We start from the raw sequence: 18832 nt of genomic DNA on the forward strand, positions 1-18832 counted from the left end.
TCGATTAGTCCACACGGACTATATCCGGACTCGACGCTCGTGTCCAGGGCATCCCCGGGGATAGAGTGCCCGCCATGACCGACATCGACCCCCGCGCCGCTCGCGAAGAGGCCCGGCGACAGGGCCACCTGCTCTTCGACCCGATCGCCGAGGAGTACCTTCCCCTCGACGGCGTCGACATCGGGCGCATGTTCGGCTCCGACGGGCTGCGCATCCGCGGGAAGGTCTTCGCGTTCGTCGGGTTCGCCGGCGACCTGATGCTCAAGCTCCCGGCATCCCGCATCGACGCGCTCGCCGCCGAGGGCGTCGCCGCCCGCATGGTCATGCGGGGGCGCGAGATGCGCGAATGGCTCCGCGTCGAGCAGGACCGTCCCGAGCAGTGGGCGCCGCTCACGGCGGAGGCGTACGCCTTCCTCGACGAGATCACGCCGTGACCGCGCCCTCGGGATAATGGGCGGATGAACGCCCTCGAACTGCCCGGCTGGCGGCATGTCTACTCCGGCAAGGTCCGCGACCTCTACGTCCGCGACGACGAGGCGGACGAGCGGATGCTCGTGGTCGCGAGCGACCGCGTGAGCGCGTTCGACCACGTGCTCTCGCCCGGCATCCCGGGCAAGGGCGAGCTCCTCACGACGCTGAGCCTCTGGTGGTTCGACCGGCTCGCCGGCGCCGACGGCGGCCCCGGCATCCCGAACCATCTCGCCGCCGACCACGAGCTGGCGGGCGACGACGCCCGGTCGATCATCCCGGCCGCCGTGCGCGGACGCGCGATGGTCGTGCGCCGGCTCGACATGCTGCCGATCGAGTGCGTCGTGCGCGGCTACCTCACCGGCTCGGGCTGGGCCGAGTACACCGCCGCCGGGACGGTCTGCGGCATCCCGCTGCCTTCGGGGCTGCGCAACGGCGACCGGCTCCCGGAGCCCCTGTTCACGCCGGCGTTCAAAGCGCCGGTCGGCGAGCACGACGAGAACATCACGTTCGAGCGCACGGCCGAGATCGTCGGCGCCGCGGATGCCGCCGAGCTCCGCGACCTCTCGCTGGAGGTGTACCGGCGCGCGGCCGCAGCCGCCGAGGCGCGCGGCCTGATCCTGGCCGACACGAAGTTCGAGTTCGGTCGCGACGCCGAGGGCGTGCTCCGGCTGGCCGATGAGGTGCTCACGAGCGACTCCTCCCGGTACTGGGACGCGGAGGCGTGGCGCACCGGCACGACGCCGGACGAGCGGATGGCGAGCTTCGACAAGCAGATCGTGCGCGACTGGCTCGCGGCCCATTGGGACAAGCAGGGCGAGCCCCCGGAGCTCCCCGCGGACGTCATCGACCGCACGCGCGCCCGCTACGCCGAACTGCTCGAGCGCCTCACGGCCTGAGCGCGCCGAACGATCGAGAGGGGGACGGTCACGTGCCGATCTGGCGGATCCACGGGAACGGGCGCACGGTCGCGCCCGGCGCCGTCGTGCGCCCGGACGAGCGACTGAACTGGCCCGCGACGATCGCGATCGGCGTCCAGCACGTCATCGCGATGTTCGGCGCGACGTTCCTCGTGCCGATCCTCACCGGGTTCCCGGTGTCGACGACACTGCTGTTCTCCGGCATCGGGACGCTGCTGTTCCTCGTCATCACGCGGAACCGGCTCCCCAGCTACCTCGGCTCGTCCTTCGCCTTCATCGCCCCCGTCACCGCGGCGACCGCCACGGCGGGCACCGGCTCGGCCCTCGCCGGGATCGCCGCGGTCGGCATCCTGCTCGCCGCGGTGGGCGTCCTCGTGCAGGTCGTCGGCACGGGCTGGATCGACCGGCTCATGCCGCCCGTCGTCGCCGGCGCGATCGTGGCGCTGATCGGCTTCAACCTCGCCCCCGCGGCGTGGCAGAACTTCCAGCGGCAGCCGCTCACGGGCACGATCACGCTCGTCGCGGTCATCCTGTTCAGCGTGCTGTTCCGCGGATTCCTCGGGCGGATCTCGATCGTGCTCGGCGTGCTGGTGGGCTACCTCGCCACCGTGCTGATCCAGGTCGCCACGGGCGCGTCGCTCATCGACTTCCAGCCCATCGCGGATGCCGCGTGGATCGGGCTCCCGACCTTCCAGCTGGCGGACTTCACGAAGCCGGGCACGTGGTCGGTCATCGCGATGTTCCTGCCCGTCGTGCTCGTGCTGGTCGCCGAGAACGTCGGACACGTGCGGGGAGTGGCGACCATGACGGACGCCTCCGTGAACCGCTCCACGGGGCGCGCGCTGCTGGCGGACGGCCTCGCGACCACGCTCGCGGGTGCCTTCGGCGGCTCCGGAACCACCACGTACGGCGAGAACATCGGGGTCATGGCGGCCACGCGCGTGTACTCGACGGCCGCGTACTGGATCGCCGGCACGGTCGCGATCCTCCTGAGCCTCTCCCCGAAGGTCGGGGCCGTGTTCAACACCGTGCCGCCGGGCGTGCTCGGCGGCGTGACCACGGCGCTCTACGGGCTCATCGGCATCATCGGCATCAAGATCTGGGTCGACAACCGCGTCGACTTCTCCCGTCCGGTCAACCAGTACACCGCCGCGGTGTCGCTCGTGATCGCGATCGCCGGCTTCACGATGGTGTGGGGCGACATCCAGCTCGGCGCGATCGTGCTCGGCGCGGCCGCCGCCCTCGCCGTCTACCACGGCGGGAACCTCATCGCCCGCTGGCGGAAGACGGGCGCCGACGACGTCCGCGCGCCGCGCGAGACCGCCGGCTGACGGGACGGTCTGCTACGCGCTCTCGCGGACGACGAGCTCGGTCGGCATGATCGTGCTCCGCGCGGGGGAACGGCCCTCGAGGAGGTCGACGAGGGTCGCCGCCATCGCCTCGCCCTGCGCGAACGACGGCTGACGCATCGTCGTGAGGTGCGGCTCCGCGGATGTCGCGGCGGAGGAGTCGTCGAAGCCCATGACGGCGACGTCGTCGGGCACCCGGAGTCCGGCGGCGGCCAGCACGCCCAGAGCGCCTCGCGCCATGAGGTCGCTCGAGGCGAAGACGGCATCGAACTCGGCGCCCGTCGCGAGGATCCGCCGCATCGCGTCGGCACCGCCCGCGTGCGTGAAGAGGCCGTCCTCGATCGCGGCGGGCGCGAGGCCGGCATCCTCGAGCACGGTGCGGAACCCGGTCAGCCTGTCGACCCCCGCCGGCATCGAGGCGGGACCGGCGATCATGGCGATGCGACGGCATCCGCGGCCGATCAGGTACTCGGTCGCCGTGCGGGCCGCTGCCGCGTTGTCGACGTCGACGACATAGTCGCGGGAGCTCTCGTGCACCGGGCGTCCGCCCCACACGACCGGCACGGCGGACGCGATCCGATCCACGAACGTGTCGCTCGCGTGGTGCGACACGATGATGGCGCCGTCGATGCTGCCGGAGCTGAGGTAGCTCGTCATCTTGTCGCCCGGGTCGTCGCTCGCGATGAAGAGTGTGAGGACGTACTCCGACCGGCGCAGCCGGGCGTGGACGCCGGAGACGACGGACGCGAAGAACGGGTCGCCGAAGAACCGGCCGGTGTCCTCCGGAACGACGAGCGCGACCGCGAGCGTACGGCGCCGGGCGAGGGAGCGCGCGGCGCGGTTGGGCACGTAGTTGAGTTCCTGGATCGCGCGATGCACGGCCTCGAGGGCGGCCGGGCTGACGGCGGTCGAGCCGTTCACGACGCGGGAGACGGTGGAACGGGACACGCCGGCGGAGGCCGCGACCTCCTCGATCGTGATGTTGGCGCGCAGGTCGCCGCTCACTTCTTCGTCCTCTCCCCTCCGGTGGGATTCGGCACCACTGGCGGAAGCTATGAGCCCACGGGCGCCGCTTCGGGCACGACGCGCTCCGCGATGATGCGACTGTAGCCGATCGCACTGTCCTTCAGCGTGCGTCTCTGGGTGGAGAAATCGACGTGCACGATCCCGAATCGCTTGGCGTATCCCCAGGCCCACTCGAAGTTGTCGAGCAGCGACCAGGCGAAGTACCCGCGCACGTCGACGCCCTCCTCGATCGCGTCGAGGACGGCGTCGAGGTGTGCACGCAAGAACGCGTCCCGATCGGCGTCCGCGACGCGGAATCCCCCGTCCTCCGATGCGACGAGCACGTCGTCGTACGCGGCCCCGTTCTCGGTCACGTAAAGCGGGACGCCGCCCGCGTACTCGGTGGCGACGCGTCGGAGGATGCGGGTGAGACCCTCCGGCTGCACCTCCCAGTTCTGGCTCGTGCGCGCGAGTCCCCGCTCGTGCCAGAAGACGCCCTCGTGGGACGGGAACGGCGAGCCCGGCGGTCGCGGGGTCGGCGCATCGGTGCTCGGTGGAGCGACCGCGGGCGCGTGACCGCCGACGTACTCGCCGTGGTAGTAGTTCACGCCCAGCGTGTCGAGGGGTGCCGCGATCGTCTCGAGGTCGCCGTCCCGCACGGCCTCCTCGAGCAGCGCCACGGCCGCCGCATCCACCGTTCGGAAGTCGTCGAGGACGTCCGCGGGGTAAGCCCCACGGAAGAGCGGGTCGAGGAACCAGCGGTTGAACTGCCCGTCGATGCGCCGTGCCGCATCCGCGTCGGCCGGGTCCGCGGCATCCACCGGATCGGCGACGGTGAGGTTGATCGTGATGCCGAGCTCGAGCGACCGGTCGCGTGCGCGGAGGGCGCGCACCGCCTGACCGTGCCCCAGGAGGAGGTGGTGCGCCGCCAGCATCCCCTCGGCCGCGCTGCGGCGGCCCGGCGCGTGCGCGCCCGCGGTATAGCCGAGGAACGCCGCGCACCACGGCTCGTTCAGGGTCGTCCACACCGCGACGCGATCGCCGAGGGCGTCGTGCACGTCGAGCGCGTACTCGGTGAACCGGTCCGCGGTCTCCCGCACGGTCCAGCCGCCGCGCTCCTGCAGCGCCTGCGGGAGGTCCCAGTGGTAGAGGGTGAGCCACGGGCGGATGCCGGCGCCGAGGAGCTCGTCCACGAGCCGGCGGTAGAAGTCGAGGCCCTTCGGGTTCACGAGGCCGCCGTCCGGCCGGATCCGCGCCCAGGACGTGGAGAAGCGATAGGTCTCGAGGCCGATCTCGCGCATGAGCGCGACGTCCTCGCGGTAGCGGTGGTAGTGGTCGCACGCCACGGCGCCGTCGTGCCCGCCGACGACCGCGCCGGGCACGCGGCAGAACGCGTCCCACACGGAGTCGCGGCGTCCGTCCGCGTGAGCGGCACCCTCGATCTGGAACGCGGCCGTCGCCGCGCCGAACAGGAAGTCCGCGGGAAAGGCTCGAGACGTCGATGTCATGCCGGTTTCACCTCGCGCTGTCACGCTATGGGACCGCTCCCACACCTGTCAAGCCGCCGCATCCCCGCTCCCTGGTCCGTGACGCCCCGTGGCCGCGGCCGTCAGGCCCCCTCCTGCCGCGGCGGCCGCGCCGCCTCATCCCTGAGAACGCGCTTGTGTCACAGACACGCCGTAAGAACGTGACACAAGGGCGTTATCGCGGGGTGGGGGCGAAGGCCGGGGACGCGAGACCGGGGCGGGGCCGGGGGCGAGGGTGAGGGTGGGGGCGGGGGGAGGCCGGGGGAGGCGGGACGCGGGACGGGCCTACAATCGGGAGGGTGCCCACCATCGTCGTCGACGTCATGCCCAAGGCCGAGCTCCTCGACCCGCAGGGGAAGGCCGTCGGCGGCGCCCTCGCCCGGCTCGGGGTCGACATCGTCGACGGCGTGCGGATCGGCAAGCGGTTCGAGCTCACCGTGAACGGCGAGGTCGACGCGGCCGTGCTCGCGCGCATCGAGCAGGTCGCGGCCGACGTCCTGTCGAACTCCGTGATCGAGAACGTGGTCGGCATCGAGGTGCTTCCGTGACGGTGCGCATCGGCGTCGTCACCTTCCCCGGCTCGCTCGACGACCGCGACGCGCAGCGCGCGGTCCGCATCGCGGGGGCGGAGCCCGTGCCCCTGTGGCACGCGGCGCACGACCTCGAAGACGTGGACGCGCTCGTCCTGCCGGGCGGCTTCAGCTACGGCGACTACCTGCGTGCCGGCGCGATCGCGGCGCTGTCGCCGATCATGTCCGAGGTGAAGGACGCGGCCGAGCGCGGGATGCCGGTGCTCGGCATCTGCAACGGTTTCCAGACGCTCGTCGAGGCGCACCTCCTGCCGGGCGGTCTCATCCGCAACGCGCACCAGCAGTTCATCCGCCGCGACCAGCGCCTGCGCGTCGAGAACGCCACGACCGCGTGGACGAGCGACTTCACCGAGGGCCAGGAGATCGTCATCCCGCTGAAGAACGGTGATGGCGGCTACATCTGCTCGGACGAGACCCTGAAGCGCATCGACGGCGAGGGCCTCGTCGCGTTCCGCTACGTGGGCGTCAACCCGAACGGGTCGATCGACGACATCGCGGGCGTCACGAACGAGCGCGGCAACGTGGTGGGGCTCATGCCGCATCCCGAGCACGCGACGGAGCCGGGCTTCGGCCCCGACACCCCGGCGGCGATGAAGTCGGGCGTCGACGGCCTGGGCTTCTTCACCTCCGCGATCGCGAACGTCGTCCGCGCCGCCGCCTGACCGTGGCCGCGCGTCTCGTCGTCACGGCTCCGTCCCGGCTCGGCGACGAGCTCACGGGGCTCCCGTCGGGCGTCGAGCTCCTCGAGTGGGACCTGGACGGACCGGCGCCGCGGCCCCGGCTCGACATCGTCGTGCTGCCGTACCTCCGGGCATCCGGGATGCTGGCGAACCTCGCGAGCGTGCAGATCCGCCTCGCGCAGAGCCAGTCGATCGGATACGAGGGGGTCGAGCGGTCGCTCCCGTCCGGCATCCCGTTCGCGAACGCGTCGTCGGTGCACGAGACCTCGACGGCGGAGCTGGCGCTCACGCTCGTCCTCGCGGCGCAGCGGGAGCTGCCGCGGTTCCTCGACGCCGCCCGCGAGGGCCGGTGGAAGACCGGCTTCACGCGCAGCCTCGCCGATAGCCGGGTGCTCCTGATCGGGCACGGGGGCGTGGGCCGCGCGATCGCCGCGCGCCTCGCGCCGTTCGAGGTCGACCTCACGATCGTGGCGTCGCGCGCCCGGTTCGAGGGCGGCACCCTCGTGCACGGCGTCGACGAGCTCCCGGAGCTGCTGCCCCGCGCCGACGTCGTCGTGCTCGCGCTCCCCGGCGGCGACGCGACCCGGCACGTGCTCGACGATGCGGCGCTCACCGCGCTGCCGGAGGGCGCGCTGGTGGTGAACGTGGGCCGGGGCTCCGCGGTCGACACGGACGCGCTGGTGGAGCACGTGCGCCGCGGCCGCATCCGCGCCGCCCTGGACGTGGTCGACCCCGAGCCGCTGCCCGCCGGGCATCCGCTGTGGTCGCTGCCGGGCGTGATCCAGCTGCCGCACGTGGGCGGCGCCTCCGCCGCCATGACCCCGCGCATCGCCCGCCTCGTGCGCGAGCAGATCAACCGGATGCTGGCCGGCCGGCCGCCCCTGAACCTCGTGCTCGGCCCCGGCGCCTGAGCCGCCGCGGGCTGCTCCGGGGGCGGATCAGCCCGGGGCTACCACTCCTGCTTGATCGTGAAGTAGGAGCCGCGGATGGTGCCGGCGAGCTTCGAGCGCTGGCGCGCGAACTTGAAGCGCTCGGCGAGCTCGGCCGGGACCTCCATGCCGTCGGAGAGCTTGAAGCCGACCGCGCGCTTCCCGGCATCCTCGATCGTGTACATGACGTTGATCGACAGGCCGTCGGCGTAGAACACGTACGCGAAACGGATGCCGCCCGCCTCGAACCGGGCGGCCTCCAGCGGCGGCGCGGCGATGACGAGGTCGCGCTCCTCCTTCAGGATGCGGTGCACCCAGTCGATCGTGTCCTGCGCGTCAGCCGCGTCCTCGACCACGAACTCGTGGTCGTACTTGTTCTTGAAGTAGCGCGCCTCGTTGGCTCGCAGCCCCGCGAGCGCATCGGCGACCGGCGACGACTCGAGACCCTGGGTCGAGACGTTCACGAAATCCACGGTGTACGACATGCTCGTCAGAATAGCGGCGGGAAATCGGCGACGCGGATGCGAGCGTGCACGCCGCACACGATGTCGACCACCTGCGAGATGTCGATGTCGACCGCGGCCGAGAGGTACGCGTACGCGAGGTGCTCGTCCATCCCCCACCGCGCGCGCAGCAGGGACAGCGCCGCGCGCACGCAGGCACGCACGGCCTCGTCGAGGTCGGGATCCATCCCGGTCGGCACGAGGTACTCGCCGGTGGCCACGAGCGGGCCGGTCACCTCCCCGAAGGCCGCCCGCGCCTCGGCGCGCGGCACCACGTCGAAGCGCAGCGTCGCCCGCAGCGGCGCCTCGAACGCGGTGAGCGCGACCTCCCCGTCGCCCTGGGCGAAATGCGGATCGCCGACGTAGGCGAGCGCGCCGGGGACCTGCACCGGCAGGTAGAGGACCGCACCCTCGGTGAGGAGGTTGATGTCGAGGTTGCCGCCGTGCGGCCCGGGCGGCACGGAGTGCGGATGCTCCGAGCCGGCGACCGCGACGCCCATCATCCCGAGGAACGGCGCGAGCGGGATCTCCACGACCCGCGGGCCGCCCTCGACCAGCGGCAACAGCCCGACGAGGCGTCCGTCGCGGTCCTCGACCGGCGCGAAGACGCTCACATCGTGCTCGCCGCGGGGCAGCTCGCCCGCGAGCGCTCCCTTCCCGTGCCGGCTGGAGATCACGCCGTACGGCACCCGCGGCACCAGCCGCTCGACCGTGATCTTCAGCAGGTCGCCCGGCTCGGCGCCCGCGACCCGGATCGGGCCCGTCACGACGTGCGGCCCGTCGGCGGACGGATTGCGCGTCACCCCAGTCGCGATCTCCACGGCGTCCGACAGCACCGCAGATGCCGCGACCCCGTGACCCGCGAAGTAGGCGATCGGGTCTCCGCCCTGGTCCTCGAGCAGCCCCTCGTGGCTCACGGTGTCGATCGTGACGGTGTCGCCCGCGGCGATCGACAGCACCGCGGCATCGGTCCCGCAGGGGAGCCGCCCCCAGCGGACGGTGGCGGGTGTCGACCGCAGGTAGTGGTCGCCGGGGATCTCGCCGGTGCCCGGCTGCAGGATCTCGAACGCCATCGTTCTCCCCGGTAGGTCAGAGGCGGAAGACCGCGTGGAGGGCCTCGTCGCCCAGGATGCCGCGGCCGCCGAGGTCGAGCTCCAGCAGCACGGCCGTCCCCACCACGTCGCCCTGCACCCGGGCGAGGAGTTCACGCGCCGCGCCGAGCGTGCCGCCGGTCGCGAGCACGTCGTCGACGAGCAGCACGCGCGTGCCGGGGGCGATGTCGTCGTGCATCTCGAGCACGGCCTCGCCGTACTCGAGCGCGTAGGCGACGGATGCCGCGGGCCGGGGCAGCTTGCCGGCCTTGCGGATCGGAACCAGGCCCGCGCCGGTCGCGATCGCCGCGGCGCCGGCGAGGAGGAAGCCGCGCGCCTCGACCCCGGCGACGACGTCGAACCGGCCCGCGAACGGCGCGGTCAGAGCATCCACGACCGTGCGGAGGGCCGCCGCGTCGGCGAGGAGCGGCGCGATGTCGCGGAACAGGACGCCGGGCTGCGGATAGTCGGGCGTGACCGCGATGAGTGACTCGGCGCGCGCGAGCGCGGCGGCGTCGGGGGTCGGCACGAGACGACCTTATCGGCCGGCCGCCTGCCCGTAGGGTGGGTGGGTGACCGTCCCGACTTCGCCGTGGTGGCGCAGTGCCGTGATCTACCAGATCTATCCGCGATCGTTCGCGGACGCGACGGGCAACGGGGTCGGCGACCTCCCCGGCATCACGAGCCGGCTCGACGCCCTGGCAGAGCTCGGCGTCGACGCGATCTGGCTGAGCCCCTTCTACCGCTCCCCGCAGAACGACGCGGGATACGACGTGGCCGACTACTGCGACGTCGACCCGGTCTTCGGCACCCTCGCCGATGCCGACGACCTGCTGGCCGCCGCGCAAGCGCGCGGCATCCGGGTCGTGGTCGACCTCGTCCCGAACCACTCGTCGGACCAGCACGCGTGGTTCCAGGCGGCCCTGGCCGCGGGGCCGGGCAGCAGCGAGCGCGCCCGCTACCTCTTCCGCGACGGCCGCGGGGCGGACGGATCGCTCGCCCCGAACAACTGGGAGTCAGTGTTCGGCGGCCCCGCCTGGACCCGGGTGACGGAGCCCGACGGGACGCCCGGCCAGTGGTACCTGCACCTCTTCGACGCCACGCAGCCCGACTTCGACTGGACGAACCCCGAGGTCCGCGAGGAGTTCCGCCGCATCCTGCGCTTCTGGCTCGATCGAGGGGTCGACGGGTTCCGCGTCGACGTCGCCCACGGGCTCGTGAAGAAGGCGGGCCTCCCCGACTACACCCCGCCGCGCGACGCCGACTCGATGGGCGGCGGGCTCGACGACGTGCCGTACTGGGGACAGCCCGAGGTGCACGAGATCTATCGCGACTGGCACGAGCTCGTCTCGTCCTACCCGGGCGACCGCGCCCTGTGCGCTGAGGCGTGGCTCCCGACGATCGAGGCGACCGCGCTCTGGGTCCGCCCCGGCGAGATGCAGCAGGCGTTCAACTTCCACTACCTGCAGACGGACTGGGATGCCGCCGAGCTCCGCGCCGTCATTGCCGAGTCGCTCCGCGCGTATGCCGCCGTCGGCGCCCCCAGCACGTGGGTGCTGTCCAACCACGACGTCATCCGCCACGCGACGCGCCTCGCGCTGACCGAGCCGATCCCGCAGGGGTGGGGCATCGGCCCGAACACGCTCGAGCGGCCGAACCCGACGCTCGGCCTGCGGCGCGGCCGCGCGGCGACCGCGCTCATGCTCGCTCTTCCCGGCGGCGCGTACCTCTACCAGGGCGAGGAGCTCGGGCTCACCGAGGTCATCGACATCCCGGACGCCGACCGCCAGGACCCGACATGGTTCCGCACGGCGCACGAGCGCTACGGCCGGGACGGATGCCGGGTGCCCCTCCCCTGGACCGCCGACGCCCCCGCGTACGGGTTCAGCGAGACCGGCGCCTCCTGGCTCCCGCAGCCGCCGGAGTGGGCCGACCTCGCGCGCGCGACGCAGCGCGAGGATCCGGCATCCACGCTCTCCCTCTACACCCGCCTCCTCGCCGAACGCCACCGCCACGAGCTCGGCATCGGCGAGCTGGAATGGATCGACGGTCTCGGCGAGGACGTCGTGGCATTCCGCAACGGGAATGTCACGGTCGTGGCCAATACCGGGACGACGCCGGTGCCGCTTCCGGCGGGCGAGATCCTCGTCGCGAGCGAGCCCGGGGTCGTGGGCGTGCTCGCGCCCGACACCACCGTCTGGCTGCTCCCCACCTGACCTGCCGGAATCCGATACCCACCGTCCACCCGTCGTATGTTGCGATGGCCGAAGAGAAAGGCGTAGTGTCGCCCGCCGTGACCAGTGACAGTCGCGAGTCCGAGATCGAGCAGACGCCGATCGCGAAACGCATCCTGATCGGGGATCCGCTCGCCTCCACCAACGCCGACGAGCACCTCCTCCGCAAGCGCCTCGCGCTGCCCATCTTCGCCTCCGACGCGCTGTCGTCGGTCGCGTACGCACCGCAGGAGATGCTGATGATCCTGCTGGCCGGGGGCCTCGCGTTCCTCGCGTTCAGCCCCTGGGTCGCCGCGGCGGTCGTCCTCCTGCTCGTGGTCGTGGTGCTGTCGTACCGACAGCTGATCCGCGCCTACCCCTCCGGTGGCGGGGACTACGAGGTCGCCCGCGCCAACCTTGGCGAGGTGTCCGGTGTCGTGGTGGCTGCGGCGCTCCTCGTGGACTACGTGCTGACGGTCGCCGTGTCGATCGCATCCGGCGTCGACAACATCATCTCCGCGCTGCCGTTCCTGAACCCGTGGCGCGTCTGGCTCGCGATCGGCTTCGTGGTCCTCATCGTGCTCGTCAACCTGCGCGGCGTCCGCGAGGCGTCCCGCGCCTTCGCGATCCCGACGTACGTCTTCATCGGCTCGGTCGCCGTCATGATCGTGGTCGGGTTCATCGAGATGCTGCTCGGCAACGCGCCGGTGGCCTCGAGCGCGCAGTATCAGGTGCAGGGCGAGAGCCTCGCGCAAGCGGCTGTCATCCTTCTCGTCCTCCGCGCGTTCGCGAGCGGATGCTCCGCACTCACGGGCGTCGAGGCGGTGTCGAACGGGGTGCAGGCGTTCCGCCGGCCGAAGATCCGCAACGCGCAGAAGACTCTCGTGGCGATGGGGTCGGTCGCCATCCTGCTGTTCTCCGGCCTGACCGTGATCGCGCTGGTCAGCGGTGTGCACTACGCGGAGGACCCGTGCGCGCTGATCGGGTTCGATTGCGTCAACAACCCGCAGCCGAGCCTCATGGCGCAGGTGGCGTCGGCGGTGTTCGGGGCGAACTCGATCCCGTTCTTCATCATCCAGGCCGCAACGGCCACGGTCCTTCTGCTCGCGGCCAACACCGCGTTCAACGGCTTTCCCCTGCTGGGTGCGGTGCTCGCACGCGACGGCTACGCGCCGAAGGCGCTCAACACCCGCGGCGACCGTCTCGTCTACTCGAACGGCATGGTGCTGCTGGGGATCGGCGCGATCGTCATCCTGCTGATCTACCAGGCGAACCTGACGAACCTGATCCAGCTGTACATCATCGGCGTGTTCGTCTCGTTCTCGCTCGGACAGATCGGAATGGTCCGGCACTGGAAACGGGAGCTCAACAAGTTCCGGAGCCTGCCGCCGAACGCCCGCAGTCAGCAGAGCGGACGCTTCATGCGGCGCTCGATCACCTCCGGCATGATCATCAACGCCGCCGGCGCCGCCATGACGATCGTGGTCCTCGTCGTCGTGACGATCACCAAGTTCACGCACGGCGCGTGGATCGTGTTCCTCGCGATCCCGATCCTGTCGATGCTGATGATCGGCGTGAAGCGGTACTACCGCGACGTCGAGCATGAGATCACCGTGGACGACACGGTGCACTTCGGCTCGGCCGGCGACCTCGCGATCGTCCTCGTCAATCGGCTGCAGAAGCCCGTCATGAAGGCCCTGGACTACGCGCTGGCGGCGCGCCATGAGAAGACTCTCGCGGTGCACATCGCGGTGACGAAGGAGGACGTGAAGGCCCTCGAGAACGAGTGGCGTACACACGAGATCCCCATCCCCCTCGTGATCGTCGACTCGCCGTACCGCAGCTATGTCGGGCCTCTCGCCGAGTTCATCCGGCACTACCGCGAGACGCACGGCTCGTCGGTCGTGACCGTCTACCTGCCGCAGTACATCGTGGGCCACTGGTGGGAGAGCTTCCTCCATAACCAGCGAGCGCGCCGGATCGCGCAGCAGCTCATGCTGATCCACGGCGTCTCCATCACGCTCGTGCCCTGGCTGCTCGACTCCTCCGAGCTCATCTACGGACGCCGCTCGCGGCCGCTGCTCGGACAGGATCGCGCCGGTGTCGCGCGCCTCCCCGATCACCCGCGCGCCGCGCCCCCGCCCCCGCCGCCGGTCCGCTTCGACAGCTGACGCTCCGACCCCGGGGCAGGCGGCGACGCGTAGCCTGGAAGGCATGAGCACTGCCGTTCCGCGCACGCTGGATGCCGCTGCCCTGCGGTCGGACTTCCCGATCCTCGGCACCCAGGTCAACGGGCATCCGCTCGTCTACCTCGACTCCGGGGCGACGAGCCAGCGGCCGCAGGTCGTGCTCGACGCGGAACTCGACTTCCTGACCCGGACGAACTCGGCCGTGCACCGCGGCGCGCACACCCTCGCCGCGGAGGCGACCGAGCTGTTCGAGGACGCCCGCGCGACGGTCGCGGCCTTCGTCGGCACCGGTCCCGACGACCTCGTCTGGACGCACGGTGCCACCGAGGGCCTCAACCTCATCGCGTACGGGCTCGGCAACGCCTCGCTCGGGCGCGGCGGCGCCGCGGCCGCCCGGCTCGCGCTGCGGCCGGGGGACGAGATCGTCACGACCGAGGCGGAGCACCACGCCAACCTCATCCCGTGGCAGGAGCTCGCGGCCCGCACCGGCGCCATCCTGCGCCACATCCCCGTCCTCGACGACGGCCGGCTCGACCTCGCCGCCGCGGCGGACCTGATCGGTGAGCGCACGCGCATCCTCGCGTTCGCGCACGTGTCGAACGTGCTGGGGATCGTGAACCCGGTCGCGGAGCTCGTCGCGCTGGCCCGCGCCGTCGGCGCGCTCACCGTGCTCGATGCATGCCAGTCGGCCCCGCACCTTCCGCTCGACCTGCCCGCGCTCGGCGTCGACCTCGCGGTGTTCTCCGGTCACAAGATGCTCGGACCCTACGGGATCGGGGGCCTCTACGGCCGCGCCGAGGTGCTCGAGGCCCTGCCGCCGTTCCTCACCGGCGGCTCCATGATCACCACCGTCACGCTCGACGCGGCGGAGTACCTCCCGCCGCCGCAGCGGTTCGAGGCGGGCACGCAGCCGGTGTCGCAGGCGGTCGCACTCGCGACGGCGGCTCGCTACCTCGACGCGGTCGGCCGCGACGCCGTGCACGCGCACGAGCGGGCCCTGGAGCGCCGGCTCCGCGACGGCCTCCGCGACCTCCCCGGCGTGCGGATGCTCGGCGACACGGATGCCGCCGACCGCGTCGCGCTCGTCGCCTTCGACGTCGCCGGCGTGCACGCGCACGACGTGGGGCAGTTCCTCGATGCGCGCGGCGTCGCGGTGCGCGTGGGCCACCACTGCGCCCAGCCGCTCCACCGCCGGTTCGGTCTGACGGCATCCGTCCGCGCCTCGGCCGCGCTCTACACGACCGAGGACGATGTCGACGTCTTCCTCGACGCGGTCTCCGGCGTGCGCGCCTTCTTCGGGGCGGACGCATGAACGGGTTGGAGTCGCTCTACCAGGAGCTCATCCTCGACCACGCGAAGCACCCGCGCGGCCTGGGTCTCGCGCCGGACGGCGAGGGCGCCGCGAGCTCCCACCAGCGCAACCCGATCTGCGGCGACGACGTCACCCTGCGGGTCCGCGTCGAGGGCGACGTCATCCGCGACGTGACCTGGGAGGGCGCGGGCTGCTCGATCTCGCAGGCATCCGCCTCCATGCTCGCGGAGCTGGCCGAGGGGATGCCTCGGGATGAGGCATCCGCGATGATCGACCGCTTCCGCGAGGCGCTGCGCTCCCGCGGCGCCATCCCCCTCGACGAGGAGGAGTTCGGCGACGCCGCCGCCCTGTCCGGCGTCTCCCGCTACACCGCGCGCGTCAAGTGCGCGATGCTCGCCTGGGTCGCCCTGGAGGACGCCCTGACCCGCGCCTGACCCCCAGGGCACCCCCGGCCCGGCACCCCCGGGCACCCCCGGCCCAGCACTTCCCGGTTGCCGCCGGGCACGCTCCCGCGGGCACCCTCCCTCCCTTCCCCGAGCCCACCTCCTCCTCGCGAGACCCCCCTCTCACTGCGCTGGGAACAGGTGGCCTCGCGAGCAAGGGGTGGGCTGGGGGGGAGCGAGGGAGCCGGGAGCGGACCCGCGCATCGGCCCGGGTGGAGTGGATGGGGCGGGGGCGGTGGAGTGGATGGGGCGGGGGCAGGCGGGGGGGGTCAGGCGGTCAGGCGCTGGTCGGCGATGAGGCCCTCGAGGCGGGCGTAGCTGGCCTCCATGCCGTCCGTCATGCCGGTCGCGAGGACCATGTCGCGCGTCGCGCGGTCGGGGTACTCGACGAGGGTCGTGACGAGTGTGGCGCCGTCCTCCTCGTAGAGGTTGAGGTCGTTGAGCGTCGTCGGGTAGTCCGTCCCAGTCATGTGCTCGGTCGTGGCCGCGCGACGAGGTGCCTCCAGAACCAGGGTCTCGCCGTCGAACCCGAACGGCTGCCCTTCCGTGTCGCCGACCGGGGCCCACGCGTAGCGGTAGCGGCCGCCGACCCACGGCTCGACCTCGCAGACCGTCATCTCCCAGCCGTCCGGGCCGAGGAGCCACCGCTTCAGGAGCTCCGGCTCGTGGTAGGCGCGCCAGACGAGGTCGATCGGGCCCTCCACGAGCCGGGTGATGCGCACGTGCTGGTCGTCGAGGATCTCGGTGCGCGTGCCCTTGCCCTGCGCGTACTCGCGAAGGCCCTGCAGCACACGGTCGAGCTGATCCATCGCCATCCTCGAGCCCTCGGCCGCCCCCATCGCGAGGATCTGCTCTAGAGCCGTGGCCGAGTTCAGATGCGACGTGTTCGTGAGCCGGGTGCCGGACTCGGTCGGCTCGAAATGGAACACCATGCGCGAAGCAGGCATGCCCTCGATCGGCTGCCCGTCGTCGTCGGCGAACTCGTCGAGCACCTCGAAGCCGTTCGGCGCGTCGATCGCGAGGAACTGCCAGGCTCCGCCGAAGCGCTCCCCCTTCGGGCTCGTCATGTAGTAATTCGCGTGACCCCCGACGGCGAAATCGAACTCCGCGAACGTCGCGGGGTATCCAGGGGGACCCCAGAAGCGCTCGAGCTGGCGCGGATCCGTGAACGCCGCGAACACGCGCTCGACGGGCGCCGCGAACTCGGCGACGAGGGTCATCGTGAGGGCCTCGGCGTCGGTGGTGACGTCGGTGACAGGCATGTCAGTCTCCTTCGTTGGGGGGGTTCTTCTGCGTTTCGGCGAGGATGGCGTCGAGGCGGTCGATCCGCGCGCGCCAGAGATCTTCGTAGCGGGCCAGCAGCGCCCGGGCGCGGGCGATCATCGCCGGATCCGCCCGGACGAGCCGCTCGCGGCCCTCCGCGCGCTTGACGATGAGGTGCGCCTCCTCGAGCACGGCGACATGCTTCTGGACCGCCGCGAACGACATGTCGTAGTCGGCCGCGAGCGCCGACACCGACTGCTCGCGTTCGATCGTGCGACGAAGGATGTCGCGGCGCGTCGCCGCGGCGAGCGCATGGAAGACACGGTCGATCTCCGTCTCGCTGAGTTCCATTTCTACAACCATTTGGTTGCAAATTAGCGCGGTCCGCGCCCCTGCACAAGGCCCCCCGTGAGCGATCCGTGAGGGGCCGGCGGGCGGGCGCATGGATTCCGTGAGGACGCCGTTCGCAGCCGCCGCACAGGTGTTGCATCGGATGCCGTGCTGGACATCGTCTTCATCGTCGCGACCCTCGCGCTCTTCGGCCTCGTCGCCCTCATCGCCAAGGGGGTCGAGAAGCTGTGATCGTCTTCTCGATCGTTGCGGGCATCCTCGCCGCAGCATCCCTCGTCTATCTCGTGGTCGCGCTCGTGCGCCCGGAGAAGTTCTGATGGATGCGGGCACCATCTGGATGGGCGTCCTCCAGGCGCTGACACTCATCGCGATCCTTGCGATCCTTTACGTCCCGCTCGGCAACTACCTCGCGCGGGTGTACACGTCCCCGCGCGACATGGCCGTCGAGCGCGGAGCGTACCGGCTCCTCGGAGTCGACCCCCGCTCGGAGCAGACCTGGCAGGCCTACCTCCGCGGTGTCCTGCTCTTCTCCGTCGTGGGCGTGCTGATCGTCTACGGCCTGCAGCGCCTGCAGGAGTTCCTGCCGTACTCGCTCGGCCTCCCCGCGGTGTCCGAGCCGCTCTCCTTCAACACCGCGATCTCGTTCGTGACGAACACGAACTGGCAGTCGTACTCGCCCGAGGTCACGATGGGGTACACGGTGCAGCTTGCCGGCTTCGCCGTGCAGAACTTCGTGTCCGCCGCGGTGGGCATGGCCGTCGCGATCGCCCTCGTCCGCGGCTTCGCCGCCCGCCGATCCGGCACGATCGGCAACTTCTGGGTCGACCTCACCCGGTCTCTCTGGCGCGTCCTGCTGCCGGCATCGATCATCCTGGCCGTGGTGCTGATCGGCACCGGCGTGATCCAGAACTTCAACGGCTTCACCGACGTCACGACCCTCACCGGCGCGACGCAGAGCCTGCCCGGCGGGCCCGTCGCCAGCCAGGAAGCCATCAAGGAGCTCGGCACGAACGGCGGCGGGTTCTTCAACGCCAACTCCGCGCACCCGTTCGAGAACCCGACCCCGTTCACGAACGTCCTCCAGATCGTCATGCTTCTCGCGATCCCGTTCGCCCTCCCCCGCGCGTTCGGCCGAATGGTCGGCGACGACCGCCAGGGTTACGCGATCGTCAGCGTCATGGGCGGCATCTTCGTCGCCTCGGTCGTCGCGGTCAGCTGGCTGGAGGCCGCCGGCATGGGGGCGGCCCCGCAGCTCGCCGGCGCCGCGATGGAGGGGAAGGAGCAGCGCTTCGGCATCCTCGGCTCGACGCTGTTCGCGAGCGCGACGACGCTCACCTCCACCGGTGCCGTCAACTCCATGCACGATTCGTACACGGCGCTGGGCGGCATGGTGCCGATGATCGACATGATGCTCGGCGAGATCGCCCCGGGCGGCACGGGCTCGGGGCTGTACGGGATGCTGATCCTCGCAGTGATCGCGGTGTTCGTCGGCGGCCTCCTGATCGGCCGGACGCCCGAGTACCTGGGTAAGCGGATCGGGCCGCGCGAGATCAAGCTCGCCAGCCTCTACATCCTCGTCACCCCGACGCTCGCGCTGCTCGGAACCGCGCTGAGCTTCGCGATCCCCGGCGTCAAGGACAACGTCGAGAACGTCTCGATCCTGAACCCCGGTCCGCACGGCCTCAGCGAAGTGCTGTACGCGTTCACGTCGGCGGCGAACAACAACGGCTCGGCGTTCGCAGGGCTCACGGCCGACACCCCGTGGCTCGATTCGTCCCTCGCGGTCGTGATGCTGCTCGGACGCTTCGTCCCGATGGTCCTCGTCCTCGCCCTCGCCGGCTCGCTCGCGAAGCAGGACAAGGTCGTCACCACGGTCGGCACGCTGCCGACCCACCGGCCGCAGTTCGCGGGCCTGCTCGCGGGTGTGGCACTGATCGTGACCGCCCTCACCTACTTCCCGGTCCTCGCCCTCGGACCTCTCGCGGAAGGACTCTCCTGAC

General features: G+C 71.4%; 19 protein-coding genes. 12 read left to right on the forward strand and 7 right to left on the reverse strand.

Features of this window, described 5'->3' with window-relative positions; translation table 11 throughout:
• Positions 1-74: 74 nt before the first annotated feature.
• The 3 genes from ABCS02_RS12235 to ABCS02_RS12245 are packed head-to-tail and all read left to right on the forward strand — an operon-like array spanning position 75 to position 2719.
• Positions 75-434 carry a TfoX/Sxy family protein gene (locus ABCS02_RS12235; protein ID WP_345835914.1) on the forward strand — a complete coding sequence of 120 codons (360 nt, stop codon included), beginning with the start codon at positions 75-77 and terminating at the stop codon, positions 432-434.
• Between the two features lie 24 nt (positions 435-458).
• A complete protein-coding gene (locus tag ABCS02_RS12240) occupies positions 459-1367 on the forward strand; it encodes a phosphoribosylaminoimidazolesuccinocarboxamide synthase (protein ID WP_345835915.1) in 909 nt (302 codons plus the stop codon).
• A 32-nt stretch (positions 1368-1399) separates the two neighbouring features.
• On the forward strand, positions 1400-2719 hold the full coding sequence (locus ABCS02_RS12245) for a solute carrier family 23 protein (RefSeq protein ID WP_345835916.1): 1320 nt from the start codon (positions 1400-1402) through the stop codon (positions 2717-2719).
• Positions 2720-2731: 12 nt separating this feature from the next.
• On the opposite strand, the gene ABCS02_RS12250 is transcribed toward ABCS02_RS12245, so the two are convergent.
• Both ABCS02_RS12250 and ABCS02_RS12255 read right to left on the reverse strand, forming a co-directional pair.
• Entirely contained in the window at positions 2732-3742 is a 1011-nt protein-coding gene (locus ABCS02_RS12250) for a LacI family DNA-binding transcriptional regulator (RefSeq protein WP_345835917.1), read from the reverse strand.
• Positions 3743-3789: 47 nt separating this feature from the next.
• Positions 3790-5250, reverse strand: coding sequence for a family 1 glycosylhydrolase (locus tag ABCS02_RS12255; protein WP_345835918.1), 1461 nt, complete (start codon positions 5248-5250; stop codon positions 3790-3792).
• 317 nt (positions 5251-5567) lie between these two features.
• On the opposite strand from ABCS02_RS12255, the gene purS reads away from it, so the two are divergent.
• Genes purS through ABCS02_RS12270 form a run of 3 tightly spaced genes read left to right on the forward strand, consistent with a single transcriptional unit; the run spans position 5568 to position 7449 of the window.
• Positions 5568-5816: a phosphoribosylformylglycinamidine synthase subunit PurS gene (gene purS / locus ABCS02_RS12260; RefSeq protein WP_345835919.1), complete on the forward strand. Its 249-nt coding sequence runs from the start codon at positions 5568-5570 to the stop codon at positions 5814-5816.
• On the forward strand, positions 5813-6520 hold the full coding sequence (purQ, locus tag ABCS02_RS12265; protein ID WP_345835920.1) for a phosphoribosylformylglycinamidine synthase subunit PurQ: 708 nt from the start codon (positions 5813-5815) through the stop codon (positions 6518-6520). The genes purS and purQ overlap by 4 nt, the downstream gene beginning before the upstream one ends.
• A 2-nt stretch (positions 6521-6522) precedes the next feature.
• Positions 6523-7449, forward strand: a complete 927-nt coding sequence (locus ABCS02_RS12270; protein WP_345835921.1) for a 2-hydroxyacid dehydrogenase — start codon at positions 6523-6525, stop codon at positions 7447-7449.
• A gap of 38 nt (positions 7450-7487) precedes the next feature.
• Here the strand turns inward: ABCS02_RS12270 and ABCS02_RS12275 are convergent, their stop codons facing one another.
• From ABCS02_RS12275 to ABCS02_RS12285, 3 genes are read right to left on the reverse strand one after another with little or no spacing between them, the layout of a single operon-like run.
• Positions 7488-7952 carry a phage tail protein gene (locus ABCS02_RS12275; protein WP_345835922.1) on the reverse strand — a complete coding sequence of 155 codons (465 nt, stop codon included), beginning with the start codon at positions 7950-7952 and terminating at the stop codon, positions 7488-7490.
• A gap of 5 nt (positions 7953-7957) precedes the next feature.
• A complete protein-coding gene (locus ABCS02_RS12280; protein ID WP_345835923.1) occupies positions 7958-9043 on the reverse strand; it encodes an acetamidase/formamidase family protein in 1086 nt (361 codons plus the stop codon).
• Positions 9044-9059: 16 nt separating this feature from the next.
• The gene (locus ABCS02_RS12285; protein ID WP_345835924.1) at positions 9060-9590 is read right to left on the reverse strand and encodes an adenine phosphoribosyltransferase; all 531 of its coding nucleotides are present in this window, start codon (positions 9588-9590) and stop codon (positions 9060-9062) included.
• Positions 9591-9633: 43 nt separating this feature from the next.
• Here ABCS02_RS12285 and ABCS02_RS12290 point away from each other — a divergent pair, with 43 nt between their 5' ends.
• Genes ABCS02_RS12290 through sufU form a run of 4 tightly spaced genes read left to right on the forward strand, consistent with a single transcriptional unit; the run spans position 9634 to position 15209 of the window.
• A complete protein-coding gene (locus ABCS02_RS12290; protein ID WP_345835925.1) occupies positions 9634-11277 on the forward strand; it encodes an alpha-amylase family glycosyl hydrolase in 1644 nt (547 codons plus the stop codon).
• Between the two features lie 44 nt (positions 11278-11321).
• Entirely contained in the window at positions 11322-13445 is a 2124-nt protein-coding gene (locus tag ABCS02_RS12295) for an APC family permease (RefSeq protein ID WP_345835926.1), read from the forward strand.
• Between the two features lie 43 nt (positions 13446-13488).
• Positions 13489-14775 carry a SufS family cysteine desulfurase gene (locus ABCS02_RS12300; protein ID WP_345835927.1) on the forward strand — a complete coding sequence of 429 codons (1287 nt, stop codon included), beginning with the start codon at positions 13489-13491 and terminating at the stop codon, positions 14773-14775.
• Positions 14772-15209 (forward strand): Fe-S cluster assembly sulfur transfer protein SufU, encoded by a 438-nt coding sequence (gene sufU, locus ABCS02_RS12305; protein ID WP_345835928.1) that lies wholly within the window; start codon positions 14772-14774, stop codon positions 15207-15209. Before ABCS02_RS12300 ends, sufU begins: the two co-directional genes overlap by 4 nt.
• A gap of 278 nt (positions 15210-15487) precedes the next feature.
• Here the strand turns inward: sufU and ABCS02_RS12310 are convergent, their stop codons facing one another.
• Positions 15488-16480 carry an SRPBCC family protein gene (locus ABCS02_RS12310; protein ID WP_345835929.1) on the reverse strand — a complete coding sequence of 331 codons (993 nt, stop codon included), beginning with the start codon at positions 16478-16480 and terminating at the stop codon, positions 15488-15490.
• A 1-nt stretch (position 16481) separates the two neighbouring features.
• Complete coding sequence (locus tag ABCS02_RS12315; RefSeq protein ID WP_345835930.1) at positions 16482-16844, reverse strand: helix-turn-helix domain-containing protein; 363 nt, start codon at positions 16842-16844, stop codon at positions 16482-16484.
• A 215-nt stretch (positions 16845-17059) separates the two neighbouring features.
• Here ABCS02_RS12315 and kdpF point away from each other — a divergent pair, with 215 nt between their 5' ends.
• Together kdpF and kdpA are read left to right on the forward strand one after the other, a co-directional pair.
• The gene (gene kdpF / locus ABCS02_RS12320) at positions 17060-17149 is read left to right on the forward strand and encodes a K(+)-transporting ATPase subunit F (RefSeq protein WP_345835931.1); all 90 of its coding nucleotides are present in this window, start codon (positions 17060-17062) and stop codon (positions 17147-17149) included.
• Positions 17149-18831 (forward strand): potassium-transporting ATPase subunit KdpA, encoded by a 1683-nt coding sequence (kdpA, locus tag ABCS02_RS12325; RefSeq protein WP_345835932.1) that lies wholly within the window; start codon positions 17149-17151, stop codon positions 18829-18831. Before kdpF ends, kdpA begins: the two co-directional genes overlap by 1 nt.
• Position 18832: the final 1 nt, after the last annotated feature.

It is taken from the genome of Microbacterium sp. X-17, from assembly GCF_039615055.1.

Excerpts from the sequence above, each read along its gene's own strand:
- ABCS02_RS12235 (WP_345835914.1), top strand. The coding sequence starts at position 75 with ATGACCGACATCGACCCCCGCGCCGCTCGCGAAGAGGCCCGGCGACAG.
- ABCS02_RS12240 (WP_345835915.1), top strand. The coding sequence starts at position 459 with ATGAACGCCCTCGAACTGCCCGGCTGGCGGCATGTCTACTCCGGCAAG.
- ABCS02_RS12255 (WP_345835918.1), bottom strand. The coding sequence starts at position 5,250 with ATGACATCGACGTCTCGAGCCTTTCCCGCGGACTTCCTGTTCGGCGCG.
- ABCS02_RS12275 (WP_345835922.1), bottom strand. The coding sequence starts at position 7,952 with ATGTCGTACACCGTGGATTTCGTGAACGTCTCGACCCAGGGTCTCGAG.
- ABCS02_RS12280 (WP_345835923.1), bottom strand. The coding sequence starts at position 9,043 with ATGGCGTTCGAGATCCTGCAGCCGGGCACCGGCGAGATCCCCGGCGAC.
- ABCS02_RS12295 (WP_345835926.1), top strand. The coding sequence starts at position 11,322 with ATGGCCGAAGAGAAAGGCGTAGTGTCGCCCGCCGTGACCAGTGACAGT.
- ABCS02_RS12300 (WP_345835927.1), top strand. The coding sequence starts at position 13,489 with ATGAGCACTGCCGTTCCGCGCACGCTGGATGCCGCTGCCCTGCGGTCG.
- sufU (WP_345835928.1), top strand. The coding sequence starts at position 14,772 with ATGAACGGGTTGGAGTCGCTCTACCAGGAGCTCATCCTCGACCACGCG.
- ABCS02_RS12310 (WP_345835929.1), bottom strand. The coding sequence starts at position 16,480 with ATGCCTGTCACCGACGTCACCACCGACGCCGAGGCCCTCACGATGACC.
- ABCS02_RS12315 (WP_345835930.1), bottom strand. The coding sequence starts at position 16,844 with ATGGTTGTAGAAATGGAACTCAGCGAGACGGAGATCGACCGTGTCTTC.
- kdpA (WP_345835932.1), top strand. The coding sequence starts at position 17,149 with ATGGATGCGGGCACCATCTGGATGGGCGTCCTCCAGGCGCTGACACTC.